General features: G+C 70.6%; 17 protein-coding genes. 8 read left to right on the forward strand and 9 right to left on the reverse strand.

Going from position 1 to position 24,736, the window contains the following annotated elements; all coding sequences use genetic code 11:
- Positions 1–11 precede the first annotated feature (11 nt).
- The 7 genes from ABZ794_RS26215 to ABZ794_RS26245 all read right to left on the reverse strand — a co-directional run bounded on the left by ABZ794_RS26215 (position 12) and on the right by ABZ794_RS26245 (position 8,498).
- Positions 12–1,427 carry a sugar transferase gene (locus ABZ794_RS26215; RefSeq protein ID WP_238688616.1) on the reverse strand — a complete coding sequence of 472 codons (1,416 nt, stop codon included), beginning with the start codon at positions 1,425–1,427 and terminating at the stop codon, positions 12–14.
- A 282-nt stretch (positions 1,428–1,709) separates the two neighbouring features.
- Positions 1,710–3,467: a substrate-binding domain-containing protein gene (locus ABZ794_RS26220; protein ID WP_210786109.1), complete on the reverse strand. Its 1,758-nt coding sequence runs from the start codon at positions 3,465–3,467 to the stop codon at positions 1,710–1,712.
- A 157-nt stretch (positions 3,468–3,624) separates the two neighbouring features.
- A complete protein-coding gene (locus tag ABZ794_RS26225) occupies positions 3,625–4,662 on the reverse strand; it encodes a lactonase family protein (protein ID WP_357518028.1) in 1,038 nt (345 codons plus the stop codon).
- 88 nt (positions 4,663–4,750) lie between these two features.
- Positions 4,751–5,353 carry an ATP/GTP-binding protein gene (locus ABZ794_RS26230; protein ID WP_091405745.1) on the reverse strand — a complete coding sequence of 201 codons (603 nt, stop codon included), beginning with the start codon at positions 5,351–5,353 and terminating at the stop codon, positions 4,751–4,753.
- Complete coding sequence (locus tag ABZ794_RS26235) at positions 5,334–5,723, reverse strand: DUF742 domain-containing protein (protein WP_112584165.1); 390 nt, start codon at positions 5,721–5,723, stop codon at positions 5,334–5,336. The genes ABZ794_RS26230 and ABZ794_RS26235 overlap by 20 nt, the downstream gene beginning before the upstream one ends.
- Positions 5,713–6,135, reverse strand: coding sequence for a roadblock/LC7 domain-containing protein (locus ABZ794_RS26240; protein ID WP_112584065.1), 423 nt, complete (start codon positions 6,133–6,135; stop codon positions 5,713–5,715). The genes ABZ794_RS26235 and ABZ794_RS26240 overlap by 11 nt, the downstream gene beginning before the upstream one ends.
- A complete protein-coding gene (locus tag ABZ794_RS26245) occupies positions 6,135–8,498 on the reverse strand; it encodes a nitrate- and nitrite sensing domain-containing protein (protein WP_357518030.1) in 2,364 nt (787 codons plus the stop codon). Before ABZ794_RS26245 ends, ABZ794_RS26240 begins: the two co-directional genes overlap by 1 nt.
- A gap of 288 nt (positions 8,499–8,786) precedes the next feature.
- Between ABZ794_RS26245 and ABZ794_RS26250 the strand changes: the two genes are divergently transcribed.
- The 5 genes from ABZ794_RS26250 to ABZ794_RS26270 all read left to right on the forward strand — a co-directional run bounded on the left by ABZ794_RS26250 (position 8,787) and on the right by ABZ794_RS26270 (position 13,036).
- Positions 8,787–9,380 carry a hypothetical protein gene (locus tag ABZ794_RS26250; protein WP_210786106.1) on the forward strand — a complete coding sequence of 198 codons (594 nt, stop codon included), beginning with the start codon at positions 8,787–8,789 and terminating at the stop codon, positions 9,378–9,380.
- 11 nt (positions 9,381–9,391) lie between these two features.
- Entirely contained in the window at positions 9,392–10,345 is a 954-nt protein-coding gene (locus ABZ794_RS26255) for a hypothetical protein (protein ID WP_357518032.1), read from the forward strand.
- Positions 10,346–10,540: 195 nt separating this feature from the next.
- The gene (locus tag ABZ794_RS26260) at positions 10,541–12,199 is read left to right on the forward strand and encodes a sodium:solute symporter family protein (protein ID WP_210786104.1); all 1,659 of its coding nucleotides are present in this window, start codon (positions 10,541–10,543) and stop codon (positions 12,197–12,199) included.
- Between the two features lie 16 nt (positions 12,200–12,215).
- Positions 12,216–12,524, forward strand: a complete 309-nt coding sequence (locus ABZ794_RS26265; RefSeq protein WP_210786103.1) for a hypothetical protein — start codon at positions 12,216–12,218, stop codon at positions 12,522–12,524.
- A gap of 125 nt (positions 12,525–12,649) precedes the next feature.
- Positions 12,650–13,036 (forward strand): hypothetical protein, encoded by a 387-nt coding sequence (locus tag ABZ794_RS26270; RefSeq protein ID WP_210786102.1) that lies wholly within the window; start codon positions 12,650–12,652, stop codon positions 13,034–13,036.
- A gap of 121 nt (positions 13,037–13,157) precedes the next feature.
- On the opposite strand, the gene ABZ794_RS26275 is transcribed toward ABZ794_RS26270, so the two are convergent.
- Positions 13,158–14,933 carry a glycoside hydrolase family 6 protein gene (locus ABZ794_RS26275; RefSeq protein WP_357518035.1) on the reverse strand — a complete coding sequence of 592 codons (1,776 nt, stop codon included), beginning with the start codon at positions 14,931–14,933 and terminating at the stop codon, positions 13,158–13,160.
- 600 nt (positions 14,934–15,533) lie between these two features.
- On the opposite strand from ABZ794_RS26275, the gene ABZ794_RS26280 reads away from it, so the two are divergent.
- Together ABZ794_RS26280 and ABZ794_RS26285 are read left to right on the forward strand one after the other, a co-directional pair.
- Complete coding sequence (locus tag ABZ794_RS26280) at positions 15,534–16,613, forward strand: hypothetical protein (protein ID WP_357518037.1); 1,080 nt, start codon at positions 15,534–15,536, stop codon at positions 16,611–16,613.
- Between the two features lies 1 nt (position 16,614).
- Positions 16,615–17,313, forward strand: coding sequence for a class F sortase (locus ABZ794_RS26285; protein ID WP_357518039.1), 699 nt, complete (start codon positions 16,615–16,617; stop codon positions 17,311–17,313).
- Positions 17,314–17,387: 74 nt separating this feature from the next.
- On the opposite strand, the gene ABZ794_RS26290 is transcribed toward ABZ794_RS26285, so the two are convergent.
- A complete protein-coding gene (locus tag ABZ794_RS26290; protein ID WP_210786098.1) occupies positions 17,388–22,469 on the reverse strand; it encodes an NAD-glutamate dehydrogenase in 5,082 nt (1,693 codons plus the stop codon).
- Positions 22,470–22,758: 289 nt separating this feature from the next.
- Here ABZ794_RS26290 and ABZ794_RS26295 point away from each other — a divergent pair, with 289 nt between their 5' ends.
- Complete coding sequence (locus ABZ794_RS26295) at positions 22,759–24,723, forward strand: penicillin-binding transpeptidase domain-containing protein (protein WP_210786097.1); 1,965 nt, start codon at positions 22,759–22,761, stop codon at positions 24,721–24,723.
- Positions 24,724–24,736: the final 13 nt, after the last annotated feature.

A 24,736-nucleotide genomic window follows, 5' to 3' on the forward strand; every position in this document is an offset into this window, starting at 1 on the left:
GTGACCGGTGGTCAGTACGCCCCGCGGCCGTTCAGCACCGCGCCGAAGGTCTTCCAGAGGATGGTGAGGTCGGCGGCGAGGGACCAGTTCTCCACGTAGTAGAGGTCGAGCCGGATGCCGTCCTCCCAGCTCAGGTCGGAGCGGCCACTGACCTGCCACAGGCCGGTCATGCCGGGCTTGACCAGCAGCCGCCGGGCCACGTCACCGTCGTAGCGGGCCACCTCCGAGGGCAGCGGCGGGCGGGGCCCGACGAGGCTCATCTGCCCCAGCAGCACGTTGACCAGCTGCGGCAGCTCGTCCAGTGACCACTTGCGCAGCAGCCGGCCGACGCGGGTCACCCGGGGGTCGTGGCGCATCTTGAACATCAGGCCGTCGGTCTCGTTGCGCGCGGTCAACTCGGCGAGCAGCGCGTCCGCGTTCACCACCATGGTGCGGAACTTGAACACGCCGAACTCCTGCCCGCCCCGGCCGACCCGGACCTGTCGGAACAGCACCGGGCCCCGGCTGTCCAGTTTGATGGCCAGCGCGATGAACGCGATCAGCGGCAGCAGCACCGCCAGCGCCAGCGACGAGACGGACCGGTCGACGAAACCCTTCACCAGCTTGCGGACGCCGCGGAACTCGGGCGCCTCGACGTGGATCAGCGGCAGGCCGGCGACCGGGCGGGTGTGGATGCGCGGGCCGGCGACGTCGGTCAGCGCGGGTGCCACGACCAGGTCGATGCCGGTCCCCTCCAACTGCCAGCCGAGGCGGCGCAGCCGGGTCGCGGTCAGCTCACCGGAGGCGGTCACCGCGACAGTGTCCGCGCCGATCGCGGTGGCGGCCTCCGGGATACCCCGGAACGACCCCACCACCGGCACGTCACCCAGCCGCTGCGCCACCGGTGCGAGCAGCGCGTCGGGGATGCAGGCGCCCACCACCTGGTAGCCGGCGTACGGCTCACGGCGCAGCGTGTGGACCAACTCCAACACGTGGGCGGTGTCGCCGACCACCAGCACCTTGCGGGACCAGCCGGCGCCCACCGAGCGGGCCCGGTGCAGTCGCTTGCGGGCGGCGAACCGCGCCACCTCCAGCCCGACGGTGCCCACCGCGAAGGAGATGCCCAGGAAGCCCCGGGAGACGCCGACGTCGGCGATGTAGCCGATGATGGCGATCGCCCCGGCCAGGCGCAGGCTGGCGGAGCTGACCCGCCGGTACTCGTCCGCCCCGTAGCCGATCACCCGGTCGTCGTAGCAGCCGAGCGCCTTGAGCGAGATCAACCAGGCCAACACCAGCCCGGGGGCGACCAGCACGTACGGGATCTCCGAGCCGGTCGGTTCGTCGTCACCGAAACGGGCGACGTACCCGATCAGCAGCGCGATGATGAGAACTGTGGTGTCCAGCACCACCAGGACCCGGACGTAGGACCGTTCGTCGGCGCGCCCCACCAACCCGGCGCGTCGACCGTCCGGCTCCGCCGACGTGGCGGGGGTCAACAGTGTCGCCACGCTCACCGGCCCTCCCACTCTGTACAGGATGGCCCCGGCCGACGGGTCGGACCGGAGGCGGACCGACTATGCCGGAACAGTCGACATCCTGCCTTGACAACTATGACTGCCGATTGCTTCCGACGTATTGCCGTCACTTTTCTTCAACAACCTGGTGGCCGAAAAGGGGCCTGCCACACCGAATCGACGGTACGGCAGGCCCCTGGACGTCTGAGCGTCGGATCAGCGCGGCGCTGGCGGACGCCGTGCGATGGCGCTGAGGAAGATGCTGCCGATCTCGCTCGGGTCCTTGGTGACGAAGACGTCGCCACCGGTCACCTTGGTGATCGACTCCAGCTCTGCCTTGCTGACGCCCTCGCCGATACCGATCATGATGACCTGGACCGGCCGCTCCGGATCGGCGATCTGCTTGAGCTTGGCGAGCAACTGCTGCTGGTTGAGGCCGTTGTCGTCCTCGTTCTTGCCGTCGGTGAACAGCACGATCGAGTTGACCCGGCCGGGTTGCCAGTTCTCCTGCACCGCCTGGTACGCGGCCAGCATGGTGTCGTAGAGGCCGGTGTCGCCGCTGGAGGGCTTGACGGTCGCGAGCGCGCCCTCCAACTGGGCCCGCTGGCCGGAGAGCGGCCCGATGGGGACCAGCTCCCGGTAGTCCCGGTTGCCGACCAGCTGGGTGGAGAAGGTCCACAGGCCGATCGACCAGGAGTCGTCGAAGAGGCCGAGGCCGCGACGGGCCGCGTCCACGGTGACCTCCTCCCGGCTGCGGTTGTTGGCGCTGGGCACCGGGTCCTTCATCGAGCCGGAGACGTCGATGACGGCGAGCATCCGACCGGACTGGGTGGCGATCGACCAGCTGGAGACGACCCGCTGGATGGCGGCCGGGTCGAGGCCACCCGCCGCGGTGCCGCCGTTCGCCGGTGCGGTCGGCGCGCCGCCGGACGGGCTCGGAGCACCCTGCGGCGCCTTGAAACCCTCGCCCCAGTTGCCGTCCGGCGCGCGCAGCGACTGCGCGGCGAGCCGGTTACGGAAGGTCGGGCTGGTGAGCAGCTCGAACAGCACCTTGGCCGCCGACGCCTTGCTCGGCTCGATGCCGGGCAGCACCGCGTACGGGTAGTCCAGCGGCATCGGCGCCGGCTCCATGTAGAGCGCGGCGAGCGGCACCGGCGGCTTCTTGCTGTTGTACGCGATCACGTCTTCTTCGGACAGGGCCGCCGCACCGAGACCGCTGGCGATGGACGTCGAGTCGTTCGCCGTGGGGAAGCGGGCCAGCAGGTCGTTGCGGAGCGAGGACCGCCCGGTGGCCAGTGCGCGGAGCGCGCCGACGGTGTTGCGCTGGGCGTCGCCGCCGGCGCTGTTCGCGGCGGCGGTCAGCGAGAGCAGACCGGACAGGCCCGCCGCGTCGCGGGTCGGCTCGACGATCCCGGTGCGCAGCGGCGCGCTGGTGTTGTTGACCTGCTTGAGCAGGTCGGTCCAGTTGAACTTCTTGTCCGGCCAGCCCAGTCGGGTGGCGATCGGCTCGGGCATCGCGACGACGATCGGGCTGCGCGCGATGGACTGGCCGTTGGTCGGAGCGAACGCTGTCGCGTCCTTCTTCAACCGCAGCAGCCAGGTCGAGGAGTCGGGCACCCAGACGTCCGGGCTGACGGCGGTGCCACTGGCCTGCCCCACGCCGGCCAGTACAGCGCCGTGCTTGGCCGCCACCACGGCCGCCACGTCGACCGGGTCGGACGCGGACACGTCGACGCGGATGCAGGTCGGGCCTACCGCAGCGCCATCCTTGACCCACTGGGACGCGGCGGCGTCCACCGCTGGCGCGAGTTCGGACGCGACCGCCACGGCGAGTCGGATCTCTCCCGAGCAGCTGGGCTGGATCAACTCCTGGTAGCCGAACCACGCGCCCGTCGTCACGACGAGCACCCCCGCCGTTGCGGCGGCGGCGGCTAGGTGGAGTTTCGAACGCATGCGATGACGGCCTGCTGACACGGTGACCATCTTGCGTACTAGGTGCCGTCTCTGCCACATCCGTTCGGACTAAAGTTACGGAGGAGAAACAGTTGACCACCTTTTTGCAACACAGAGTGATGGGGCAGCCTCGCGGCGTTGCCAAATCAGCGTCGCCCTCACGTCTCTAAACCATCGTTCAGGGCAATACGCACGTCGGGCTCGGCACCGGCACCGGCTCGCCGACCGCCTCCGGGACGCCGGTGTCGGCGTCGCGCCGGAACACCCGCACCATGTCCGCCCGCTCGTCGGCGACGTAGAGGTGCTCCCCGATGAGGGCGAAGTGCCGAGGCCACTCCCCGCCGGTGTCCACTTCGGCCACCAGCTCGGGCAGTTCCCCGGCCACTGTGAAGACCGCCACGGTCCCCACCCCACGGTTGGCGACGTAGAGGAACCGGCCGTCCGGGGCGATGGCGACCTCCGACGGCTGGACGTGACCGGCCCGCTCGCTCGCCTCGACCCGCCCGCGCTGGTGCAACGCGCCGTCGTCGGTCAGCTCGTATGCGATCACCGAGGCGTCCAGCTCACCGACGAGGTAGCAGCGCCGTCCGTCGGGGTGCCGGGCCAGGTGCCGAGGGCCGGTGCCGGGCTTCGTACGCATCCGCGGCGCACGCGGCACCAGTCGTCCGGTCGCCTCGTCCAGGTCGTACCGGTAGACCGAGTCGGTGCCGAGATCCACGCCGAAGATCGGCCCCTGGCCCGCCCCGGGCGAGACCATGTGGGCGTGGGCGTGGTCCTGGCGCTCCGGGTCCGGGCCGTGCCCCTCGTGCACCACCAGGTCGGTGCGCTCGCCGGGCAGGCCCCGCGGGTCGAGCGGGAAGACCGCGATGCTGCCGCTGCCGTAGTTGGCCGCCAGCAGGTGACCCCCGCCGGGCAGCACCGCCAGGTGGCACGGCTCCGCGCCGCCGGTCGACCGACTGCCGAGCGGGTCCAGCGCGCCGTCCGCCCCGACCTGCCACGCGCTGATCTCGCCGTCCGTCAGCTCGTTGACCGCGTAGAGCACCGGCTGGCTGGGGTGCCGCACCAGGAAGGAGGGGGACGGGGTGACTGCCACAGTGCCGAGCGGGGTCAGCGCCCCCGTCCTCGGGTCGCGACGAGCGGCGACGATGCCGCTGCCCCGCCCGCCGCTCTGCGCTGTGTAACCCCCGATGTGGACGACCTCACCCTGACCGCTCACGCCCAACTCCTCCGCCGGCATCCTTCGTTGATCCAACCAGAGGCTGCCCGCGTTGCCCGCCCGTTAACCGGCTTTCCGGCCCCCGATCTCAGGCCGCCGGCACCGGCTCGCCGCGCTGTCGCGCGACGTGCTCCACCAGAGAGATCAACACCATTTTTCCGGACTGCCGGTCCCGGGCGTCGCAGAGCACCATCGGCACGTCCGGGTCCAGGTCGAGCGCGCGGCGTACGGTCTCCAGGTTGAACCGGCGGGAGTCGTCGAAACAGTTCACGCCCACCACGAACGGGATTCCCCGCTGCTCGAAGTAGTCGATGGAGGGGAAGCAGTCGGCCAACCGCCGGGTGTCGGCGAGCACCACCGCGCCGAGCGCGCCGAAGGCCAGCTCGTCCCAGAGGAACCAGAACCGGTCCTGGCCCGGCGTGCCGAACAGGTAGACCTGAAGGTCGTCGTTGATGGTGATCCGGCCGAAGTCCATCGCCACGGTGGTGGTGGACTTGCCCTCCACGCCGGAGATGTCGTCGGTGCCGATCCCGGCACCGGTGAGCACCTCCTCGGTCTGCAACGGACGGACCTCGCTCAGGGCGCTCACCAAGGTCGTCTTGCCGGCCCCGAAGCCTCCCGCGATGAGGATCTTCAGTGCCAGCGGAATGGTGGTGCTGGTGCCCACCTGGTCATAGCGCACGGAGTCCACTGACCACCGCCTTGAGGATGTCGTCGTCGGGAAGGATGCCGGCGGCCGGCGGCTCGTGCACCGCGACCAGGCCCTCGGCGAGGAGATCACCGAGCAGTACCCGGACCACGCCGACCGCGAGGTCCAGCTCGGCTGCCAGTTCGGCCACCGACACCGGCCGGTGGGCCAACGTGACCAGCCGTCGGTGCTCCGGTAGCAGATGCGAATGGCTTGTCGCGTCGACGTCCGAACCGGCCAACACGAACGCGACCAGGTTGAAATCGTCGACGGCGGAGCGTACCCGGCCTCCGGTGAGCGTGTACGGGCGCATCACCGGGCCGGCTTCACCGTCCAGCCACTCGTGCTGCGGCCCGGGCGGCTCAGTCCGCATCTCCGGCACCCGCTGCCGATCGGGCCGGCGCGGCGAGGCTCTCCCCCACCCGGATCACCAGCATCGCCATCTCGTACGCGACCAGCCCGATGTCCGCGTCGGCGTCGCTCACCACGGCCAGGCAGGCACCCTGCCCGGCGGCGGTGACGAAGAGGTACGCCGCCTCCATCTCCACCACCGTCTGCCGGACCGGGCCGCCGTCCACGTGCCGGCTGGCGCCTCGGGCGAGGCTGGAGAAGCCGGCGGCGAGCGCACACAGGTGCTCGGCGTCGGAGCGCTCCAGCTCGGCCGAGCAGCCGAGCAGCAGGCCGTCGGCGGAGAGCACCACCGCCTCGCGGGCGGCCGGTACCCGTTGCACCAGTTCGTCGAGCAACCAGTCCAGGCCGGCGCTCTGCTTCGTCGAATGCCGCACTAGGCGTCCCTCTCAGTCACGGTCGGGGGTTCGGGGGTCGTCGGCGGGTCGGTGGGCGCCGGGACCGTCGGTCCGGTTGGCGCCGTCGGGGTGATGGCGGTGGCGCGTCCGCGCGCCGTGCCGGCCTGGAGCGCCGCCATCACCTGGCGGACCTCCTCCGGCGAGCGGGGCGACGGCGTGTCGGTGACGGTGGACCGGGGCTGGGCTGCGGGGGTACGACGTCGCACCCGGCGGGGCAGGCCATCCAGCTCGTCGTCCGGCTCGTCGGGGGTCGCCGACCCCTCTTCGCGCCCATTGGCCGGCGCGATGGCCGAGGTCGGCGCTCCGGTGGGTGGGGCGGGTGGGGCCGTGCTGGCGGACGGGGCCGTCGGCGGGCGGGTACGGGGGCGGGTCACGGCGCCCCGGCGCGCCGTCCGAGCCAGCCGCCGGCTCGGGTCGGCCGACGCGGTACCGAGCGTGGCGGGGTCGGGGCCGGCCGGTGGCTCGGTGGTGACCAGGTCACCGGGGACCAGCACCACGGCGGTCACGCCACCCTCCCCGGATGAGCGCAACCGCACCCGTACGCCGTGCCGGGCCGCCAGCCGGGCCACCACGAACAGGCCGAGTCGGGCGCTCTGCGCCGGGTCGAACTCGGGCGAGCTGGCCAGTCGGGTGTTGGCGGTCTCCAGTGCCGCGTCGGACATGCCCAGCCCCTGATCGGTGATCTCCAGGGCGTACCCGTTGGCCACCTGCGCGCCGGTGACGGTGACCCGGGTGTCCGGCGGGGAGAAGGCGGTGGCGTTCTCGACCAGCTCGGCGAGCAGGTGGATGATGTCGCCGACCGACCGCCCCAGCACGCCGGCCGGCTGCACGGCCTTGACGTCCACCCGTTCGTACGCCTCGACCTCGGAGATCGCGCCGCGGATCAGGTCGACCATCGCGACCGGGTTCCGCCAACCCCGGCCGGGCGCGGAGCCGGCGAGGATGACCAGATCCTCGGCGTGCCGGCGCAGCCGGGTGGCCAGGTGGTCGACCTGGAACAGTTCGGCCAGCTCGTCCGGGTCCTCGCTACGCCGCTCCATCCGGTCCAGCAGGTGCAGCTGACGGTGCACCAGGCTCTGGCTCCGTCGGGCGATGTTGAGGAAGACCTCGTTGAGCCCACGACGCAGGGTGACCTCGTCGACAGCGGCCTGGACGGCGGTGCGCTGCACCTCGGTGAAGGCCCGCCCGACCTCGCCGATCTCGTCGTGGCCGTACTCCAGCGGCGGCGCCTCCCGGGCAACGTCGACCTGCTCGCCACGACGCAGCCGGGCCACCACGTCGGGCAGCCGGTGCTCGGCCAGCTCCAGCGCGGCGGTGCGGACGCCGCTGAGCCGGCGGACCAGGGTGCGGCCGACCCGCAGCGCCACCAGCACCGAGACGACCACTGCGACGAGCCCGAGTACGCCGGCGGCGGCCAGCCGCACCAGGATGCGCACTGCCATCGGCACCGAACGGTCGGTGAGAGCGTCGGCCTCGGACAGTTCGAAGTCCCGCAACTGCTGCTGCACCGCGTCCTGGCTGGCCTGCCAGGACGCCGCGTCGACACTCGGCCGGCCGGACCGGTTGGGCACGACCAGCGCGTCCTGCATGCTGCGCAGCCGGGTGAACGCCTCGCTCTCGGTCAACCGTTGGTACGCGACCCGGCTGCTCTCGGGCAGGTCGGCCACGGCGCTCTCGGTGAGCCACCGTTGGTTGCCGATGGCCTGCACGAGCTGGGTGTGCTCCCCCTCGGCGAACCGTCCGGCGGTCAGCGCGCCGGCCAGCAGCGCGTCGCTCTGGCCGAGCAGTTCCCGGGAGCGACCCAGCGCGGTGAGCGCCAGGGCCTGCCGGTTGATGTCCGGGTCGGTCAGGGTCGCCATGCCGGCGAACGCCTGGAAGGCCGCGGAGACCATGCCGCTGTACAGGCCGATCGCGCCGGCCCGGTCCACCTTGCGCTCGTCGATGAACCTCCGCCCGTCGGGTAGCGCGGCCAGGGCGTTGACCAGCTGGTCGACCCGGGTTTCCAGCAGGTCGTCAGCGGCGTCGCGCAGCGGTTCCCCGTCCACCCGGCGGCGCAGCTCGGCGACCGCCCGATCGGTGCGCCCGCGCTGCTCGGCGAGTGCGGGCAGCTCGGTCTTGCCGGCGAGCTGCACCACCGAGAGTCGGCGTTCCCGTTGCAGCTCGGTGACCACTGTCTCGCCGGGGCGACCCAGGTCGTACAGCAGGGTGCGGGCGGAGAGCAGGTTCAGGGCGGGACCGAACGTCAGCGTGGTCGCGAAGATCCACAGCGCCAGGAGCGCGGTCACCGGCGCGACGACCAACGCGGTCAGCTTCGAGCGGATCGGCCAGTCGCGGGTTTTCATCAGACCTCGCCCGTACAGGGTGGCAGGAGGGGTGCCGGCACCGCCGGGCACCGCGCCTGCCGGCTGCGCGCCCGGCCGCGTCGCCGGGCACCGGCGCGGGCGCCTTGGGCAGGATACGTAATCGGAGGCTGTTTCACTACCGCCCGTATCTCTACCCACCCAAGCGCCTCTTCCGGGATGAATCAGGTTTTGGCCGGTGAGTAGTTGCGCCCCTCGTCAGGAAAGTGTCTCGGATCGGGATTGGCGATCACTGCGCGGAGGGAATAGCAGATGACGAAGGAGGAGCCCATGTCGCCCACGCAGATAGTCGTCATCGTGCTCGTCGTGCTGGTGATCGTCGCGGTGCTGGCCGTGGCCGCCCGCTCGCTCAACAACCGCCGGGCCCTGCGCAACCGGTTCGGACCGGAGTACGACCGGGTGGTGGCGGAACAGGACAGCCGGTCCGCCGCGGAGCGCGAACTGCGCGACCGGGAACGCCGGCATGCCGAGCTCACGCTCACCCCACTCGCCCCGGAGTCCCGGGCCCGGTACGCCGCCGCCTGGGAGGAGCTCCAGGTCCGCTTCATCGACTCCCCCGGCGAGACCGTGGGTGACGCAGACGAACTGGTCACCCGGCTCATCGAGGAGCAGGGCTACCCGACCGGTGACTTCTCCGACCAAATCGCCCACCTCTCCGTCGAGCACGCCCGCACGCTGACCAACTACCGGGACGCGCACGAGATCCACCTGCGCAACTCCCGGGGCGAGGCCAACACCGAGGAGCTGCGGCAGGCGGTCGTGCACTACCGCGCGCTCTTCGCCGAACTGCTGGGCGAGGAGCCGGTCGGCCACCGCACGCCCGAACAGCGCCACCACCCGGACCACGACGCCACGAGCCGCTGAGGAGGCCACCGATGCGCCAGGAAGAGCAGCAGGTGAGCAACGACCACCCGGAGGCCGTCCGGTCCGCGCCCGTGCCGGTACCCCCGGCCGGCGACCGGGCCGGCCGCTCCGACGTCCCGGAGGACGCCCTCGACGACCGGGGCACCTTCGACGACCAGACCGCCACCCACGAGCGGGCCGACGACGAGGGTGGTTTCCACGAGCCTGGGCCGCTGCCGACCACGTTCGGCGCCACCACCGTGGCCGACGCGGTGGCCGCCTCCGCGCTGGCCAGCCCGCACCCGCAGGATCAGCCGGACCCGAGGGCCGAGCGGACCGCCCAGCCGGGCGACGGCGCCGAGGACGGTGAGCGGGAGGGTCTGCGCGCCGACCCCACCGCGGAGCTGCACCGCCGCGACGCGTACGTCGACGGCGGCGCGGACGTCGACGACCGCACCGATCTCGACGACCGCACCGACGCGGACACGTCCGCGCGGACCGTCGTACCGCCGGGGAGCACGGACGGCGACCCCGAGCGACGCGGCGATCTGACCGGCGACCGGGACGCCACCACGGCGGGCGCGGCCGGCTACGGCAGCGCGACACCGGAGATGGTCGACCCGGACGCGGACGGCGAACCGGTCCCCGGCGACGACACCAGCCCCACGCTGGAGTCCGCCGGAACATCCCGACCCACCGGGTCGACGGTAGCGGCCGAGCCGGCCACGCTCCTCGACACGGACACCGCGCAGGGCTTCCGGGACCGCTGGCGGGACGTGCAGCTGCGTTTCGTCGACGACCCGCAGGGAGCTGCCGGCGAGGCGCAGTCCCTGGTCGAGGAGGCCATCCAGGCACTCTCCTCGGCGCTGGCCGCCCAGAAGAACACGCTGGGCGGTTGGCAGGACGCCGGCTCGGCCGACACCGAGCAACTGCGGATGGCGGTCCGCAACTACAGGGACTTCCTGGACCGCGTACTCGGTCGCTGAGTCACCCGACCAACACTGGCGCCCCGGCCGAAACGGCCGGGGCGCCCTGTTGTGTGCCGATCGTCGCGGAGCCCGCCAGACCGTGCGAAGAGCCCGAACACGGCGGTCTCGACCTCCGGGAGTGAAACCGCGCGGACGGGGTAATAGGGCGCGCGCGCACCAATCAGCGCGGACGTCGGGACGAGGGGTGACGGGATGGACGGCGACGGTCTTCGGCTCAACATGAACGGCCTGGACTACCTGATCCTGGCGCTGTACTTCGTCACCGTCCTCGGGGTCGGCTTCGCCGCGCGCCGGGCCATCCGGACCAGCGTCGACTTCTTCCTCTCCGGCCGCTCCCTGCCGGCCTGGGTGACCGGTCTCGCCTTCGTCTCGGCGAACCTGGGCGCGTTGGAGATCATCGGGATGGCCGCCAACGGGGCCCAGTACGGCGTGATGACGGTCCACTACTACTGGATCGGCGCGGTCCCGGCGATGGTCTTCCTGGGCATCGTGATGATGCCCTTCTACTACGGCTCCAAGGTCCGCAGCGTGCCGGAGTACCTGCGGCTGCGGTTCAACCGCCCCACCCACCTGCTCAACGCGATCAGCTTCGCCGTCGCCCAGGTGCTGATCGCCGGCGTGAACCTGTACGCGCTGGCCCTCGTCATGCAGGCGCTGCTCGGCTGGCCGCTCTGGACGGCGATCGTGGTCGGCGCGGCGATCGTGCTGGCGTACATCACCATCGGCGGCCTGTCCGGGGCGATCTACAACGAGGTGCTCCAGTTCTTCGTCATCCTGGCCGGCCTGATCCCGGTCACCGTGATCGGCCTGGTCAAGGTCGGCGGGTGGAACGGCCTGATGGACGCGGTCGGCGACACCAAACTCGGCGAGGCCGGCCTGCACGCGTGGCAGGACACCGGCAGCACTGCCAACCCGCTGGGCGCGCACTGGATCGGCATTGTCTTCGGCCTCGGCTTCGTGCTGTCGTTCGGCTACTGGACGACGAACTTCGCCGAGGTGCAGCGGGCCCTCTCGGCGAAGAACATGAGCGCCGCCCGGCGTACGCCGATCATCGCCGCGTACCCGAAGCTGCTCATCCCCCTGGTCACTGTCATCCCCGGTCTGGTGGCCCTGGTCACGGTGAAGGGCCTCGGCGCGGAGAGCGGCGACCTGCAGTACAACAACGCCATCCCGCTGCTGATGCGCGACCTGCTCCCCAACGGCGTGCTCGGGGTGGCGGTCACCGGCCTGCTCGCCTCGTTCATGGCCGGCATGGCGGCCAACGTCAGCGGCTTCAACACCGTCTTCACCTACGACATCTGGCAGGCGTACATCCGCCGTGACCGGTCGGACGAGTACTACCTGCGGGTCGGCCGCTGGGCGACGGTCGCCGCCGTGGTGATCGGGATCGGCACCGCGTTCATCGCGGCCGGGTTCAGCAACATCATGAACTACATCCAGGCGCTCTTCTCCGTCTTCAACGCGCCGCTGTTCGCCACCTTCATCATCGGCATGTTCTGGAAGCGGATGAGCGCGCTGGCAGGCTTCTGGTCGCTGCTGCTGGGCACCCTGGTGTCGCTGAGCCTCTACCTGCTCTACAAGGGCGGTGTGGTCCATTTCAACTCCGACCTGGAGGAGAGCTTCTGGGGTGCCGGTCTGGCGTTCGTCACGGCGGTGGTGGTCGCCGCGATCGTCACCCCGCTCACCGCACCCAAGCGGGACGAGGAGCTGCGCGGGTTGGTGTACGGCATGGGCGGCGTCGACCTGAAGGGGGACGTGCTCGCCGGGGACGCCGCCTGGTACCGCTCCCCGGTGCTGCTCGGTCTGATCGCGGTCGCGCTGGCCGCCGTCTTCTACATCCCGGTCTTCTAAGGAAAGGGGTCGGCAGATGAGCAACGAAGGCCAGCCGGCACAGGATCCGCTGATCGACGAGACGCAGGCGGAGCAGCGGCGTTCCGCCGCAGCCCGGCTGTTCGACATCCGCCGGGTGATCGGTGGCCTCTTCGTCGCGTACGGGGTCATCGTGACGCTGATCGGCATCTTCGACAGCCGGGCCGAGATCGACAAGGCCGAAGGCGTACGGATCAACCTGTGGGCCGGGCTGGCGATGCTCGTGTTCGGTCTGCTCATGCTGCTCTGGCAGTGGTGGCGCCCGGCGGAAGCGCCGGCCCCGAACGAGCAGCAGCCCGACGCCTGACCGCCTGACCGCACTGCCTGAGCACGGCCCGGCCCGGCCCGACCGCCGGGCCGTGCGGCATGAGCGCGGCACGAAGGGGTACGTGAGGGAAATCAGGCACCGTGTCGGACACAGGAGGCAGCACCATGACCGATCGCGATCGCCAACCGCCGCTGGAGGACAGCCCCGAGGTGGCCTCGGCGGTGGACGATGACGCCACCGTGCCGCAACTGCGGACCGGAGGTGGCCCGGATCGGGACACACCGGGCTTCGCCGAACCCCGCAGCCGACCGGCCGACCTCGCACCGGACACCGACGAGCTGATCGGCGACCCGTACGCCGCCGGCACCGGGGCGACCGGGACGGGCACCGGCGCCGGCGGGGACAACATCCGCACCGGGGGTGAGCAGCCCTGGGAGCCGGAGGACCTGGTGATGGCCCGAGGGCAGGATCTGACACCGGAGAACCTGGAGAAGGCCCGCCGTGACCTGGCCGAGCAGGGCCGGGCGGCGATCGAACGCACAGTGCCCTGATCGCGGCCAAGGGGGGGTCCCCGGCCCGACCTGTGACGGTCGAGCCGGGGACCCGGGGGGAACCTGCTGCCAACAGTGCCTCACCAACCACTGGCAGCGGGTTGGTGCGTGAGCTACCCGATCAGAGCGCCGGGTAGGCGTTGCGCATGAGTTCCTGGAACTGGGCGGAGAACCACGCACCGGAGATCGGTGCGTCGCCGAGCGCCCCGGACGGGTTGTTGCCGTTGCGGGCGTTACCGCCGTACGTCGGGTCGCACATCCGGTCGAAGCCCTTGCCCTCGTTGTTCGGGATCTCCTTGCTGGAGCCGTCCGACTCACCCGGCGGCTTCACCCAGACGTAGGCGTCGATGCCCGTCGCCGGGGTGGCCCGGGGCCGCTCACCGAGACCGGCACCAGCCTGGTTGCACCAGTTGCCGAGGTGGGCCCGACGGTCGATGCGGCCGCCGTTGACGTACGTGTCGACGCTCGTCGTCGCGCCCGGACCGGTGGGCCGGGCGGAGCCGCCCCAGCCGTTACGGGAGGTGTCGATCAGCATGCCGATGTTGGAGTTGAAGCCGACCGAGACCAGCTGGTTGCGGAACGCCTGGGCGAACGACAGCTCGTCGACGTAGAAGTTCCAGTCGACCCACTTGGACTGCCGCACCGTCTGGCCGTTCACGTTGTCGGTGACCTTGAAGTACGGCTCCTGCAGCGCCGAGTAGTTCGCGGTGTTGGTGATGAAGCCGTGCACGTTGTTGACAGTGCTGCCGGAGGCGACCGCGGCGGTCTTCAGGATGTTGGAGGTCGGGACGAAGTTGGAGTCCCAGCCGAGCCAGCCGTGGTGGCCGGCGTCGATGTAGTTGTAGACGTTGCCGATCGCGCCCAGCTTGGCGAGGGCGTAGCCGACACCGTTGACGTAGGCGCCGTTGGCCTTGACCGTGTCGCACATGACCGTGCCGCCGGCCTGATCGGACGTGTTGGTGACCAGGTTGGGCAGGGAGTCGATCTCGATGATGTTGATGATCCGCAGGCTGCTGTACTTCGACTCACCCTGGATCGCGGCGATCGGGTCGATGTACTGGGCCTTGTACTTCGGCAGCTCGTCCGGGCCCAGCTCACCGTTGGAGGCGAGCGCGGAGCAGTCCCGGCCGGGCAGGTTGTAGATCACGAACTGGATGTAGCCGGCGCCTTGGCGCAGCGCCTCGTCCAGGTGCTGACGAACCCCGAAGGCGCCGTTGGAGCTGCTGTCCGGCGTGCCGTTGATCGCGGCGATCCGGTCCAGCCAGACGGCGGTGGGGTTGTTGGAGATCCGGCTTCCGCCGGTCTCGGCGTCCGCCTTGGCCTTCCACTCCGGGTTCACGTAGCCGCGCGCCCCGACGTACGGGTTGTCCACCTTGGTGCCGGGCGGCGGCGTGGTGGGCGGCGGGTCGGTGGGCGGAGGTGTGGTGGGCGGCGGATCGGTCGGCGGGGGCGTGGTCGGCGGGGTGGTGCCACCGTTGCAGACCACGCCGTTCAGGGTGAACGAGGTCGGCTTCGGGTTGCTGCCGCTCCACGCGCCGTTGAAGCCGATGCTCGTCGACGCGCCGGTGGCCAGGGTGCCGTTGTAGGACAGGCTCCGGGCGGTGACCTGGCTGCCGGACTGGGTGAACGTGGCCGACCAGCCCTGCTGCACCCGCTGGCCGGAGTTGGGGAAGGTCCAACCCAAGGTCCAGCCGTTCAGCGGGTCGCCGACATTCTTGATGGTGACGCTCGCGGTGAAACCGCCGGGCCAGTCGTTGCTCGTGTACGCGATGTCGCACTGCGTCGCGGCCTGCGCCGCGGTACCCGGAATCGTTACGAGCCCACCGGCGACCAGGGCACCCGCGCCAGCGAGCGCGAGGGCCCGGCGTGGGCCGGTTAGCCTTCTCCACACATTCATGCCACTGATCTCCTTGGGCGAGACCGGGCCCACGTACGGCCCGGCGGGACGGCCCGATGGGCGTCCTGCACGGACGGCCGTCGGCGCCACGGGATTCTTTGGGGGGCGCCCGACCCGGACGGGCGATGGTGGTGGTGGTGCCCGGCCATGCGTCGGCCGGTCGATCGGCGGCGGGTGCGTCGCCCGGTGAACCGGGTGCCCTCGACTCCCCTGCCTGCACGGTGTGGCTCTCTGAACCGCGTTCGCCGATTCTTGCATGGGAGCGCTTCCATGGCAATGGCTCGATGCATTGCCGGAGTCGTTTCGGACGATACCTCCGAGTCCGCCCGACCTCACACGCGCAGCTCGGACCCACCGCTACCGGATGACCGGGGCAGGCCGGGAACGGGGAGCGCGGAACACCCTTCCGCACCCCACAGGGTTGCGGGACGCCTGACACGACGCTGAGCGCGGCGAAAGCCGCGTACCACCCCTTCACCTCTTACTTGGATCAAAGGTAAAACGCGAATCTTTCACTTCATAAGTCATGAAACGGTCTAACGTCGGTCTTAGCTCGGTTGTCGCCGAGCTCAGGACAACAGGGATGGAGTGACGCAGGTCATGGCTAAGAAGATGCTCGGGAAGGTCGTTGCGGGCGCCGCGCTCGGCGGCGCGTCGCTCCTGGTGTTCGCACCGGGGATCGCGTTCGCCGACGGCCACGACGATGGCAAGGTCTACGCCAAGCCGCATGTCGTCAAGGCTGGCGACGAGGTCAAGCTCCTCGAGATCTGCCCGGATCGGCAGGAGCACGCGTACGTGTGGTCCAAGGTCACCGGCAAGGTCAAGCTCAAGCCGGCGCACGAAGACCGGGGCGAGGACCGCGAGTGGCGCGAGGAGGAGAACTCCTCCGACCACGACAAGGGCAAGGACGAGAACGGCAAGGACGAGAACGGCAAGGACCACGAGGGCAAGGACGAGAACGGCAAGGACGAGCACGGCAAGGACGACAAGGGCAAGGACCACGAGGGCAAGGACGAGAACGGCAAGGACGACAAGGGCAAGGACGAGCACAAGGACGAGAACGGCAAGGGTGGCCAGGGTGGCGGCGCTGCCGCCGACGCCTACGGCGACGAGGGCAGCAAGGACTGGAAGGGCGAGGAGCACGGCCAGGACGCCGAAGAGGGCCGTGACAAGAAGGACTGGGACTCCAAGGACGAGCACGGCTCCGAGTACGGCTCGGACAACGGCTGGGAGTCCAAGGACGAGCACGGCTCGGAGTACGGCTCGGACGAGCGCGGCGGTTACGGCAAGGACGAGCACGGCTCGGAATACGGCTCGGACAACGGCTGGGAGTCCAAGGACGAGCACGGCTCCGAGTACGGCTCGGACGAGCGCGGCGGTTACGGCAAGGACGAGCGCGGCTCGGACGAGCGTGACTGGGACGACGAGCGCGAGTTCGTCTACTACGGCGAAGCCAAGGTCGACAAGGACGCCAAGCCGGGTCGCTACGAGCTCAAGGGCTCCTGCGGCGAGGGCGAGCTCGTCGTGCTGCCGCACGGCGGTGTCGACGGTGGTGACGGTGGCGTCAGCACCGGTACCGACCGGGGTCTGGCCACCGGCGGGGCGGGCCTGCTCGGCGCTGCCGCGCTGGGCGGGATCGTGCTGATGCGTCGTCGGCGGACCGATGGTTCGCTCGTCTGACGTGACGACGACACCGGCCGGCGGCCGTCGCGGGAAACCGTGGCGTGCCGCCGGCACGGCCGTCGTCGTCACCATGGCCATGATCGGCGCCGGCATGATCGGCGCCTCCCTGAAGACCACGCCCACTCCCCGACCGCCGCAGCCGCTGGCCCAGGCCGGACCCGAGGCGACCGGGCCGGCGAGCACCGTCGACGATGCTCCACCGGTCGACGGGCAGCCGGTCGGTCAGGCGGCGGCCGGGTTGGCCCGTTCGGCACCCACCAGCATCGAGATCCCCCGGATCGGCGTCGACGCGACGATCATGTCGTTGGGCACCAACGCGGACGGCACCGTCCAGGTCCCTCCGCTGGACAAGGCCGACCAGGCCGGGTGGTACGAGCCAGGTGCGAGCCCGGGCGAGACGGGTAACGCGGTCATCGTCGGGCACGTGGACTCGGCGGTGCTCGGCCCGGCCGTCTTCTTCGACCTCGGCGCTCTCACCCCCGGCGACACCGTCACCGTGCGCCGCGCCGACGGAGTGCCGGCCACCTTCACTGTCGACTCGGTGAAGTCGTACCCGAAGACTGCCTTCCCCACCGAGTTGGTGTACGGACCGAGCGACCGACCCAGCCTGCGGGTGGTCACCTGCGGTGGTCAGTTCGACCAGGCCGCGAAGAGCTACCCGGACAACATCGTCGTCTTCGCCACCATGGCGGCCTGACCGGCGGCGAAACGAAACGCGGTCCGGCCGGTCGGGGTGACCCGACCGGCCGGACCGCGTCCGGCGTACCTGACTCAGGCGGCCGCGGAGGTCCGCACCAGGGTGCGGATCTGACGCAACAGCACCGACAGGGCGGCGAGATCCGCCCGCGACTCGTCGAACTCACCCATCGCCCGTCGGGCCCGGTGGATGGAGGTGGCGTTCGACTGCTCCCACTGCTGTACCCGCTCGTGCGGCGGCAGGTCGCCCGGGGTGGAGTCGAGCACCTCCGCGGTGAGCGCGGCCAGCGCGGCGTACAGGTCGTACCGCAGCGCCATCCGGGCCAGCGTCTGCCAGCGGTCCTCCCGAGGCAGCAGGGAGATCTTCGACAGCAGCGAGTCCACCCGGAACAGGTCCGACAGCACGAAGTAGACCGAGGCCACCTCGCTGACGTCCCGCCCACTGGCGTTCGCGGTCTCCACCACGTCCATCAGACCGAAGCTGTACATCAGCCGGGTGGCCCGCTCCGCCAGCTCGCGGGGCAGCCCACGCTCGGTCATCGAGTCCATGTGCGCGGCGAGGCCCTGGCGCTCGTTGCCGTAGAACAGCTCCTCCAGCCCCGGCAGCAGCCGGGTGACCCCGTCACGCAGCCGGGCGATCTCGGCCGGCACGTCGATCGGCGAGCGCCGGTTGGAGACCAGCCACCGCACGGCCCGGTCGAGCAGCCGGCGGGTGTCCAGGTAGACGCTGGTCTGCAACTCCGGCGCCACCTTGTTGTCCAGCGCCTCGACCGCGTCCCACAGGTCGCGCAGGCCGAACACCTCGCTGACCACGACGTACGCCCGGATCACGTCGGCCGCGCTGGCCGCCGTCTCCTCGACCACCCGGAAGATGAACGAGATGCCACCCCGGTTGATCGCCTCGTTGACCAGCACCGTGGTGACGATGTCCCGGCGCAGCCGGTGCCGGCCCATCCGGTCGGCAAACCGCTCGCGCATCGGCGTCGGGAAGTAGTTGACCAGGACCTCGGTCGTCCACTCCTCGTCGGCCAACCCCTCGGTGAGGATCTCCCGCTCCAGGACGATCTTCACGTACGCGAGCAGCACGGCGAACTCCGGCGCGGTCAGCCCGGACTCGCTGCGGACCGCCAGTTCCTCGTCCGGCGGCAGCGCCTCCAACGCGCGGTCCAACCCGCCCGAACGCTCCAGCTCGTTGATCATCCGACGGTGCACCGGGAGCAGCGAGGCGGCCTGGGCCTGGGCGTTGTTGATCGCCCGGGCCTGGTCGTAGTTGTCCCGCAGGACCAGCTCCGCGACCTCGTCGGTCATCCCGGCCAGCAGCTCGTCCCGGTCGGCCATGGTCAGCTCACCGTCGGCCACCGCCGTGTTGAGCAGGATCTTGATGTTCACCTCGTGGTCGGAGGTGTCCACACCGGCCGCGTTGTCGATGAAGTCCGTGTAGATCCGGCCACCGGTCAACGCGTACTCGATCCGGCCGAGCTGGGTCCAGCCCAGGTTGCCGCCCTCGCCCGCCACCCGGCAGCGCAGGTTACGCCCGTCCACCCGGATCGCGTCGTTGGACTTGTCGCCCACCTCGGCGTTGGTCTGGGTGGAGGCCTTGACGTAGGTGCCGATGCCGCCGTTCCAGAACAGGTCCACCGGGGCGGTGACGATCGCCTTCATCAGGTCCTGCGGCGACAACTGCGTGACGTCGTCGTCCAGGCCGATCGCCGCCCGGACCTGCGGCGTGATCGGGATGGACTTCGCGGTACGCGGGAAGATGCCGCCACCTGCCGAGATCAGCTCCGGGTTGTAGTCCTCCCAGGAGGAACGGGGCAGGTCGAACAGCCGTCGACGCTCCGTGTACGAGGTGGCGGCGTCCGGCTCCGGATCGAGGAAGATGTGCCGGTGGTCGAAGGCGGCCACCAGCCGGATGTGCTCGGAGAGCAGCATGCCGTTGCCGAACACGTCGCCGGACATGTCGCCGACGCCGACCACAGTGAAGTCCTGGGTCTGGGTGTCCAGGCCCAACTCACGGAAGTGCCGCTTGACCGACTCCCAGGCACCCCGGGCGGTGATGCCCATCTTCTTGTGGTCGTAGCCGGCGGATCCGCCGGACGCGAACGCGTCGCCCATCCAGAAGGTGTGGGCCTTGGATATCTCGTTGGCGATGTCGGAGAACGTCGCGGTGCCCTTGTCGGCCGCCACCACCAGGTACGGATCGTCGCCGTCGTGCCGGACGACGTCCTCGGGCGGCACGATCTGCCCGCTGACGATGTTGTCGGTGACGTCCAGCATCGCGCCGACGAACTCCTGGTAGCAGGCGACCGCCTCGTCCCGGTCACCCGGCTTCTGCTTCAACACGAAGCCGCCCTTGGCGCCGACCGGCACGATCACCGTGTTCTTCACCATCTGCGCCTTGACCAGGCCCAGCACCTCGGTACGGAAGTCCTCCCGACGGTCGGACCACCGCAACCCGCCCCGGGCCACCGGCCCGAACCGCAGGTGCACACCCTCGAAGCGCGGCGAGTAGACGAAGATCTCGAACTTCGGTCGCGGCGCGGGCAGGTCCGGAATGGCCTGCGGGTCGAGCTTGAACGCCACGTACGCCTTGGGCCGCCCGTCGGCGCGCTTCTGGTAGAAGCTGGTCCGCAGGGTCGCCTCGATCAGCGTCAGGTACGAGCGCAGGATCCGGTCCTGGTCCAGGCTCGCCACGTCGTCCAACGCGCCCCGGATCGTCTCGACCAGCTCACCGCTGCGCTGCTGCCGCTCCTCGGTGCTCGACTCGCCCGGCGCGAACCGGGTCTCGAAGAGCTCCACCAGCAACGCGGCGAGCTTCGGGTACGCGATGAAGGTCTGCTCCATGTAGTCCTGCGAGAAGACAGTGCCGGCCTGCCGCAGGTACTTCGCGTACGCCCGCAGCACCACCACCTGCCGCCAGGTCAACCCCCCGCGCAGCACCAGCTCGTTGAACCGGTCCACCTCGGCCTCGCCGCGCCAGGCAGCCGCGAAGGCGTTCTCCACGTGCGGGCGCACCTCGGCCAGCTCGTGATGCCCCTCGGGCAGCATGAGGCCGAAGTCGTACAGGTAGACCCGACCGTCGATCCGGTCGACCTCGTACGGGTGCTCGTCGACCACCCGTACGCCGAGCGAGTGCAGCACCGGCAGCACTGCGGAGAGCATCATCGGCTCGCCGTACCGGTAGACCTTGAACCGGACGTCCATCGCCTCGGCCAGGTCGGCTCCCGGCACCCGGGTGCCCGGCCGGGGCGCCAACTGCTTGCGGAACAGGTGCATCTCCAGCTGGCCGGGCTCCTCCAGCAGCTCCAGCTTCGCCAGGTCCTTCATCGCCTCGTACGGCGTGTGCCCGTCCTTGTAGCCCTCCGGGAACGCGTCGGCGTACCGGGTGAACAGGTGCTTGGCCTGCTCGTCGCCGAGCTTGCGCTCCAGCACCAACCGGTAGTCGTCGTCCCAGAGCCGGGTGGCGTCGGCCAACTCCTCGGCGAGCAGGTCGGCGTCGATGTCGCCGGGTGGCCGCGTCGGGTCGGTACGGACGATGAAATGCACCCGAGCCAGCATCGACTCGGTGACCCGGGTGGTGTAGTCCACCCCGACACCGTTCAGCTCGCGCAGCAGGATGTCCTGCATGCGCAGCCGGTTCTGGGTGGTGAACCGGTCCCGGGGCAGGTAGATCAGGCAGGAGATGAACCGCCCGTACGCGTCCCGACGCAGGAACACCCGCAGCTGCCGGCGGCCGGCCATCCGCAGCACGCCGACCACCGCGTGGTACAGGTCGTCGGTCTTGATCTGGAACAGCTCGTCGCGCGGGTAGGTCTCCAGGATCTGGATCAGATCCTTGCCCGAGTGGCTGCGCTGGCTCAGGCCGGAGCGGTCCAGCACCTCGGCCACCTTGCGGCGTACCACCGGCAACTCGCGGACGCTGGTCCGGTAGGCGGCCGTCGAGAACAGGCCCAGGAAGCGCCGCTCACCGATCACGTCACCGGCGGTGTTGAAGATCTTGAAGCCGATGTAGTCCAGGTACGCCGAGCGGTGCACCGTGGCCCGGGAGTTGGCCTTGGTGATGATCAACAGGCGCTTCTCCAGCACCTTCTCGTGCGCCTCGGGCGTCATCGAGGACAGCGACCGCGCATCCGGCGAATCGGAGCGCAGAATGCCCAGACCGGTGCCGAGCACCGCCTCCAACGCCTTGCCGTCGACCGGGTCGCCGGCGTCGCCGCCGTCGGCGTCCACCAACCGGTACTCGCGGTAACCGAGGAAGGTGAAGTGGTCCTGGGCGAGCCACCGCAGCAGCTCCACCGAGTCGGTGATGTCCTTTTCCGGCACCGGTGGGCGGTTGTCGGAGGTACGGGCGGACGCCAGCTCGTCGGCGAGCGCGAGGGCACGCTGACGCATCTTCGGCCAGTCCTCCACCGCCTCCCGCACGTCGGTGAGCACCCGCTGCAACTCGCGGCGCAACCGGTCCCGTTCGGCAGCGTCCCGGACCGGGTCGATCTCGATCCGCATCCAGCTCTCGATGATGTCGCCGGCGATCGCGTCGTCCGGTTCCACATCCGCGGAGACCTCGGTGAGCCGGCCCAGCGGCTCCCGCCGCACCACCACCAGCGGGTGCACCAACAGGTGCACGTCGAGGTGGTACGAGTTGAGCAGCGCCGTCACCGAGTCGACCAGGAACGGCATGTCGTCGGTGACGATCTCGACGACCGTGTGGTGCTGGTCGGCGTGCGGTTCGTGGATCCGCAGCTTCAGCTCGCCCGGCACCCGTTGCTGGGCGAGATCCCGGTGTGCCCGGGCCGCGTCGAGCATCTCTTCCGCCGTGAAGCCGACCAGCTCCTCGTCCGGGGCGAACCGCCAGAAACGGCCGACAAGCGTCGCCGCGTCGTGGTCGTCCCCGGCGAGCGCGACGGCCTGGGCCACCAGGCGCTCCGCGTTGGGAACGGGTTCGTCGAGCTCGGCGTCCTCCACGTCGTCGGCCAGCGCCTCGGCTGGCAGACCCAGATCGTAGATGGTGTCGATGCTCGACCCGGTCAGCCCGGTGACTCCCGTGTCGAGTCGGCCGTAGCCGTCCCCGTCGGTCGCCGAATCGAAGCTGTCATCGTCCCGGCCGGAGTCATCCTGCCGGAGGTCGGGTTCCGGTTTGATCGCCGGACGCCGGTCCATCGGTGCCACTCCCCTCGACCCACCGCGTTGTGGGTCACTCTGCCGCCCAGCCTAGGCCCTGCCGTTCTGCGCCTTCGTCGGCGGACCACTGGCCAGACGTCCGGATCGGGACTTTGTCCTTTCACCCGTTGCGGGTCCGAGGTTGGCCGGCTGCGGGATACCCCGCCACGCGATGTTCATCACACGGGTGCGGCCCGTCTTTGAGCGCGGCCGAGCACCTGGGGGACGTTGGGGACGGCGTTCCCGTACTACCGTGCGAGGGCAGTCCGAGATCGGAAGGACCAGCTTCATGCCCTTGTCGTACCCCCGGCCCCACCGGCCGAACCCCGGCCGCCGGCTCGCCGCCGCCGTCACCACGGCGCTGCTCGCGGCGGGTGTCCTGGTCGGTTGTTCCGGTGACGACGGGCCGCAGCGCACCGTCGACGCCTTCCTCGCGGGATGGCGCAGCGGCGACCTCCAGGCGGTCGGTCTGATCGACCCGCTCGGCTCGAAACTGCCGTCGGCCGACGTGGCGCGCGAGATCAAGGACCTCTCCGGTGAGCTGGCGGCGACCCCGCCCACCCTGACGCGTCGCGGCGAGCCGAAGATCACGAAGGACATCGCCACCACGACCGTCCAGGTGGAGTGGGCCCTGCCCGGTCAGACCCGCTGGGCGTACGACCGGGAGGTGCGGCTCGCCCACGGCGACGACGACCAGTGGCAGGTGATCTGGGAGCCGAAGGTGGTGCACGAGCAGCTCACCAAGGGCGACCGGTTGGCGCTGCGTCGCGACCCCGGTGCCCGCGCCGCGGTGCTGGACAACGCCGGGAAGCCACTGGTGACCCCGCGCCCGGTGGTCCGGGTGGGTGTGCAGCCCAACGGGGTCACCGACCTCAAGAAGCTCGTCAAGGACCTCGACGCGGCGTTCAAGGCCATCCGCCCGGCGCTGGTCCCCGGCGTCGACCTGGCCGACCTGCCCGACCGGGTGGCCAAGGCCGAGCCGGGCGCATTCGTCGAGGTGGTGTCGCTCCGCGAGGAGGCGTACCGGCAGATCAAGCCCCGCATCTACGACCTGCCCGGCACCAAGTTCGTCTCCGACAAGATCGACCTGGCGCCCACCCGTGAGTTCGCCCGTGCGGTGCTCGGCACTGTCGACCCGGCGCAGGCCGACGACATCGCCGCACACCCCGACCGGTACGTCGTCGGCGATCTGGTCGGGCACGGCGGCCTACAGGGCCGCTACGACGAACGACTGCGCGGCGGCCCCGGGCTGACCGTTGTGGTCGAACGTCCGGCCGAGGGCGGCAAACTCGAACCCACCGGCGCCGAGCTGTTCCGCCGGGAGCCGCAGCCCGGGCAGGCGCTGAAGACCACGCTGGACGTCGCCGTCCAGAACGCGGCCGACGGGGCACTGCGCGCCGAGTCGCGCCGGTCCGCCCTGGTGGCGCTCCGGATCAGTGACGGCGCCGTGCTCGCCGCCGCGAACGGCCCCGGCCCGGCCGGGGAAAACCTGGCCTTCGACGCCCAGGTGCCTCCGGGCTCGACCTTCAAGATGGTCAGCACGCTGGGCCTGCTGGACCGGGGCGCGGTCACGCTGGACGGGCCGGTGGACTGCAAGAAGACCTTCACCGTGGACGGCCGGTCCTTCAAGAACTCGGACAACTTCGAGCTCGGCTCGGTGCCGTTCCGCACCGACTTCGCCAAGTCCTGCAACACGGCGTTCGCCGCGCTGGCCCCGAAGCTCGGCGGCGACGGGCTGGCCGCCGCCGGTCGCTCGCTGGGCCTGGAGGGTCAGTGGGACCTCGGCACGGACGCCTTCACCGGCAAGGTCTCGACGGGCGGCAGCCTGGCCGAGCAGGCCGCCGCGTCGTTCGGGCAGGGCACCACGCTGGTCAGCCCGCTCGCCATGGCCGGCGCCACCGCCGCCGTCGCCCGCGGCCGCTTCGAGCAGCCGAAGCTGCTGCTCGACCCGGCGCCGGCCAAGCCGGCCCCGGCAGGTGAGCAGCTCAAGCCGGAGTCCGTCGCGGCGCTGCGCACCATGATGCGCGAAGTGGTCACCGCCGGCACCGGCAGCGCACTCAAGGATGTGCCGGGCGAGGTGTACGGCAAGACCGGCACCGCCGAGTACGACGACAACCCGGCGCACACCCACGCCTGGTTCGTCGGCTGGCGGGGCGACGTGGCGTTCGCCGTCTTCGTGGAGAAGGGCGGGGCCAGCACCGCCTCGGCCGTCCCGATGGCCGAGCGCTTCCTCCGCGCCCTCCCAACCCCCTGACCTCACCACCCGA

Source organism: Micromonospora sp. NPDC047187 (assembly GCF_040643355.1).
Classification (GTDB): domain Bacteria; phylum Actinomycetota; class Actinomycetes; order Mycobacteriales; family Micromonosporaceae; genus Micromonospora; species Micromonospora salmantinae.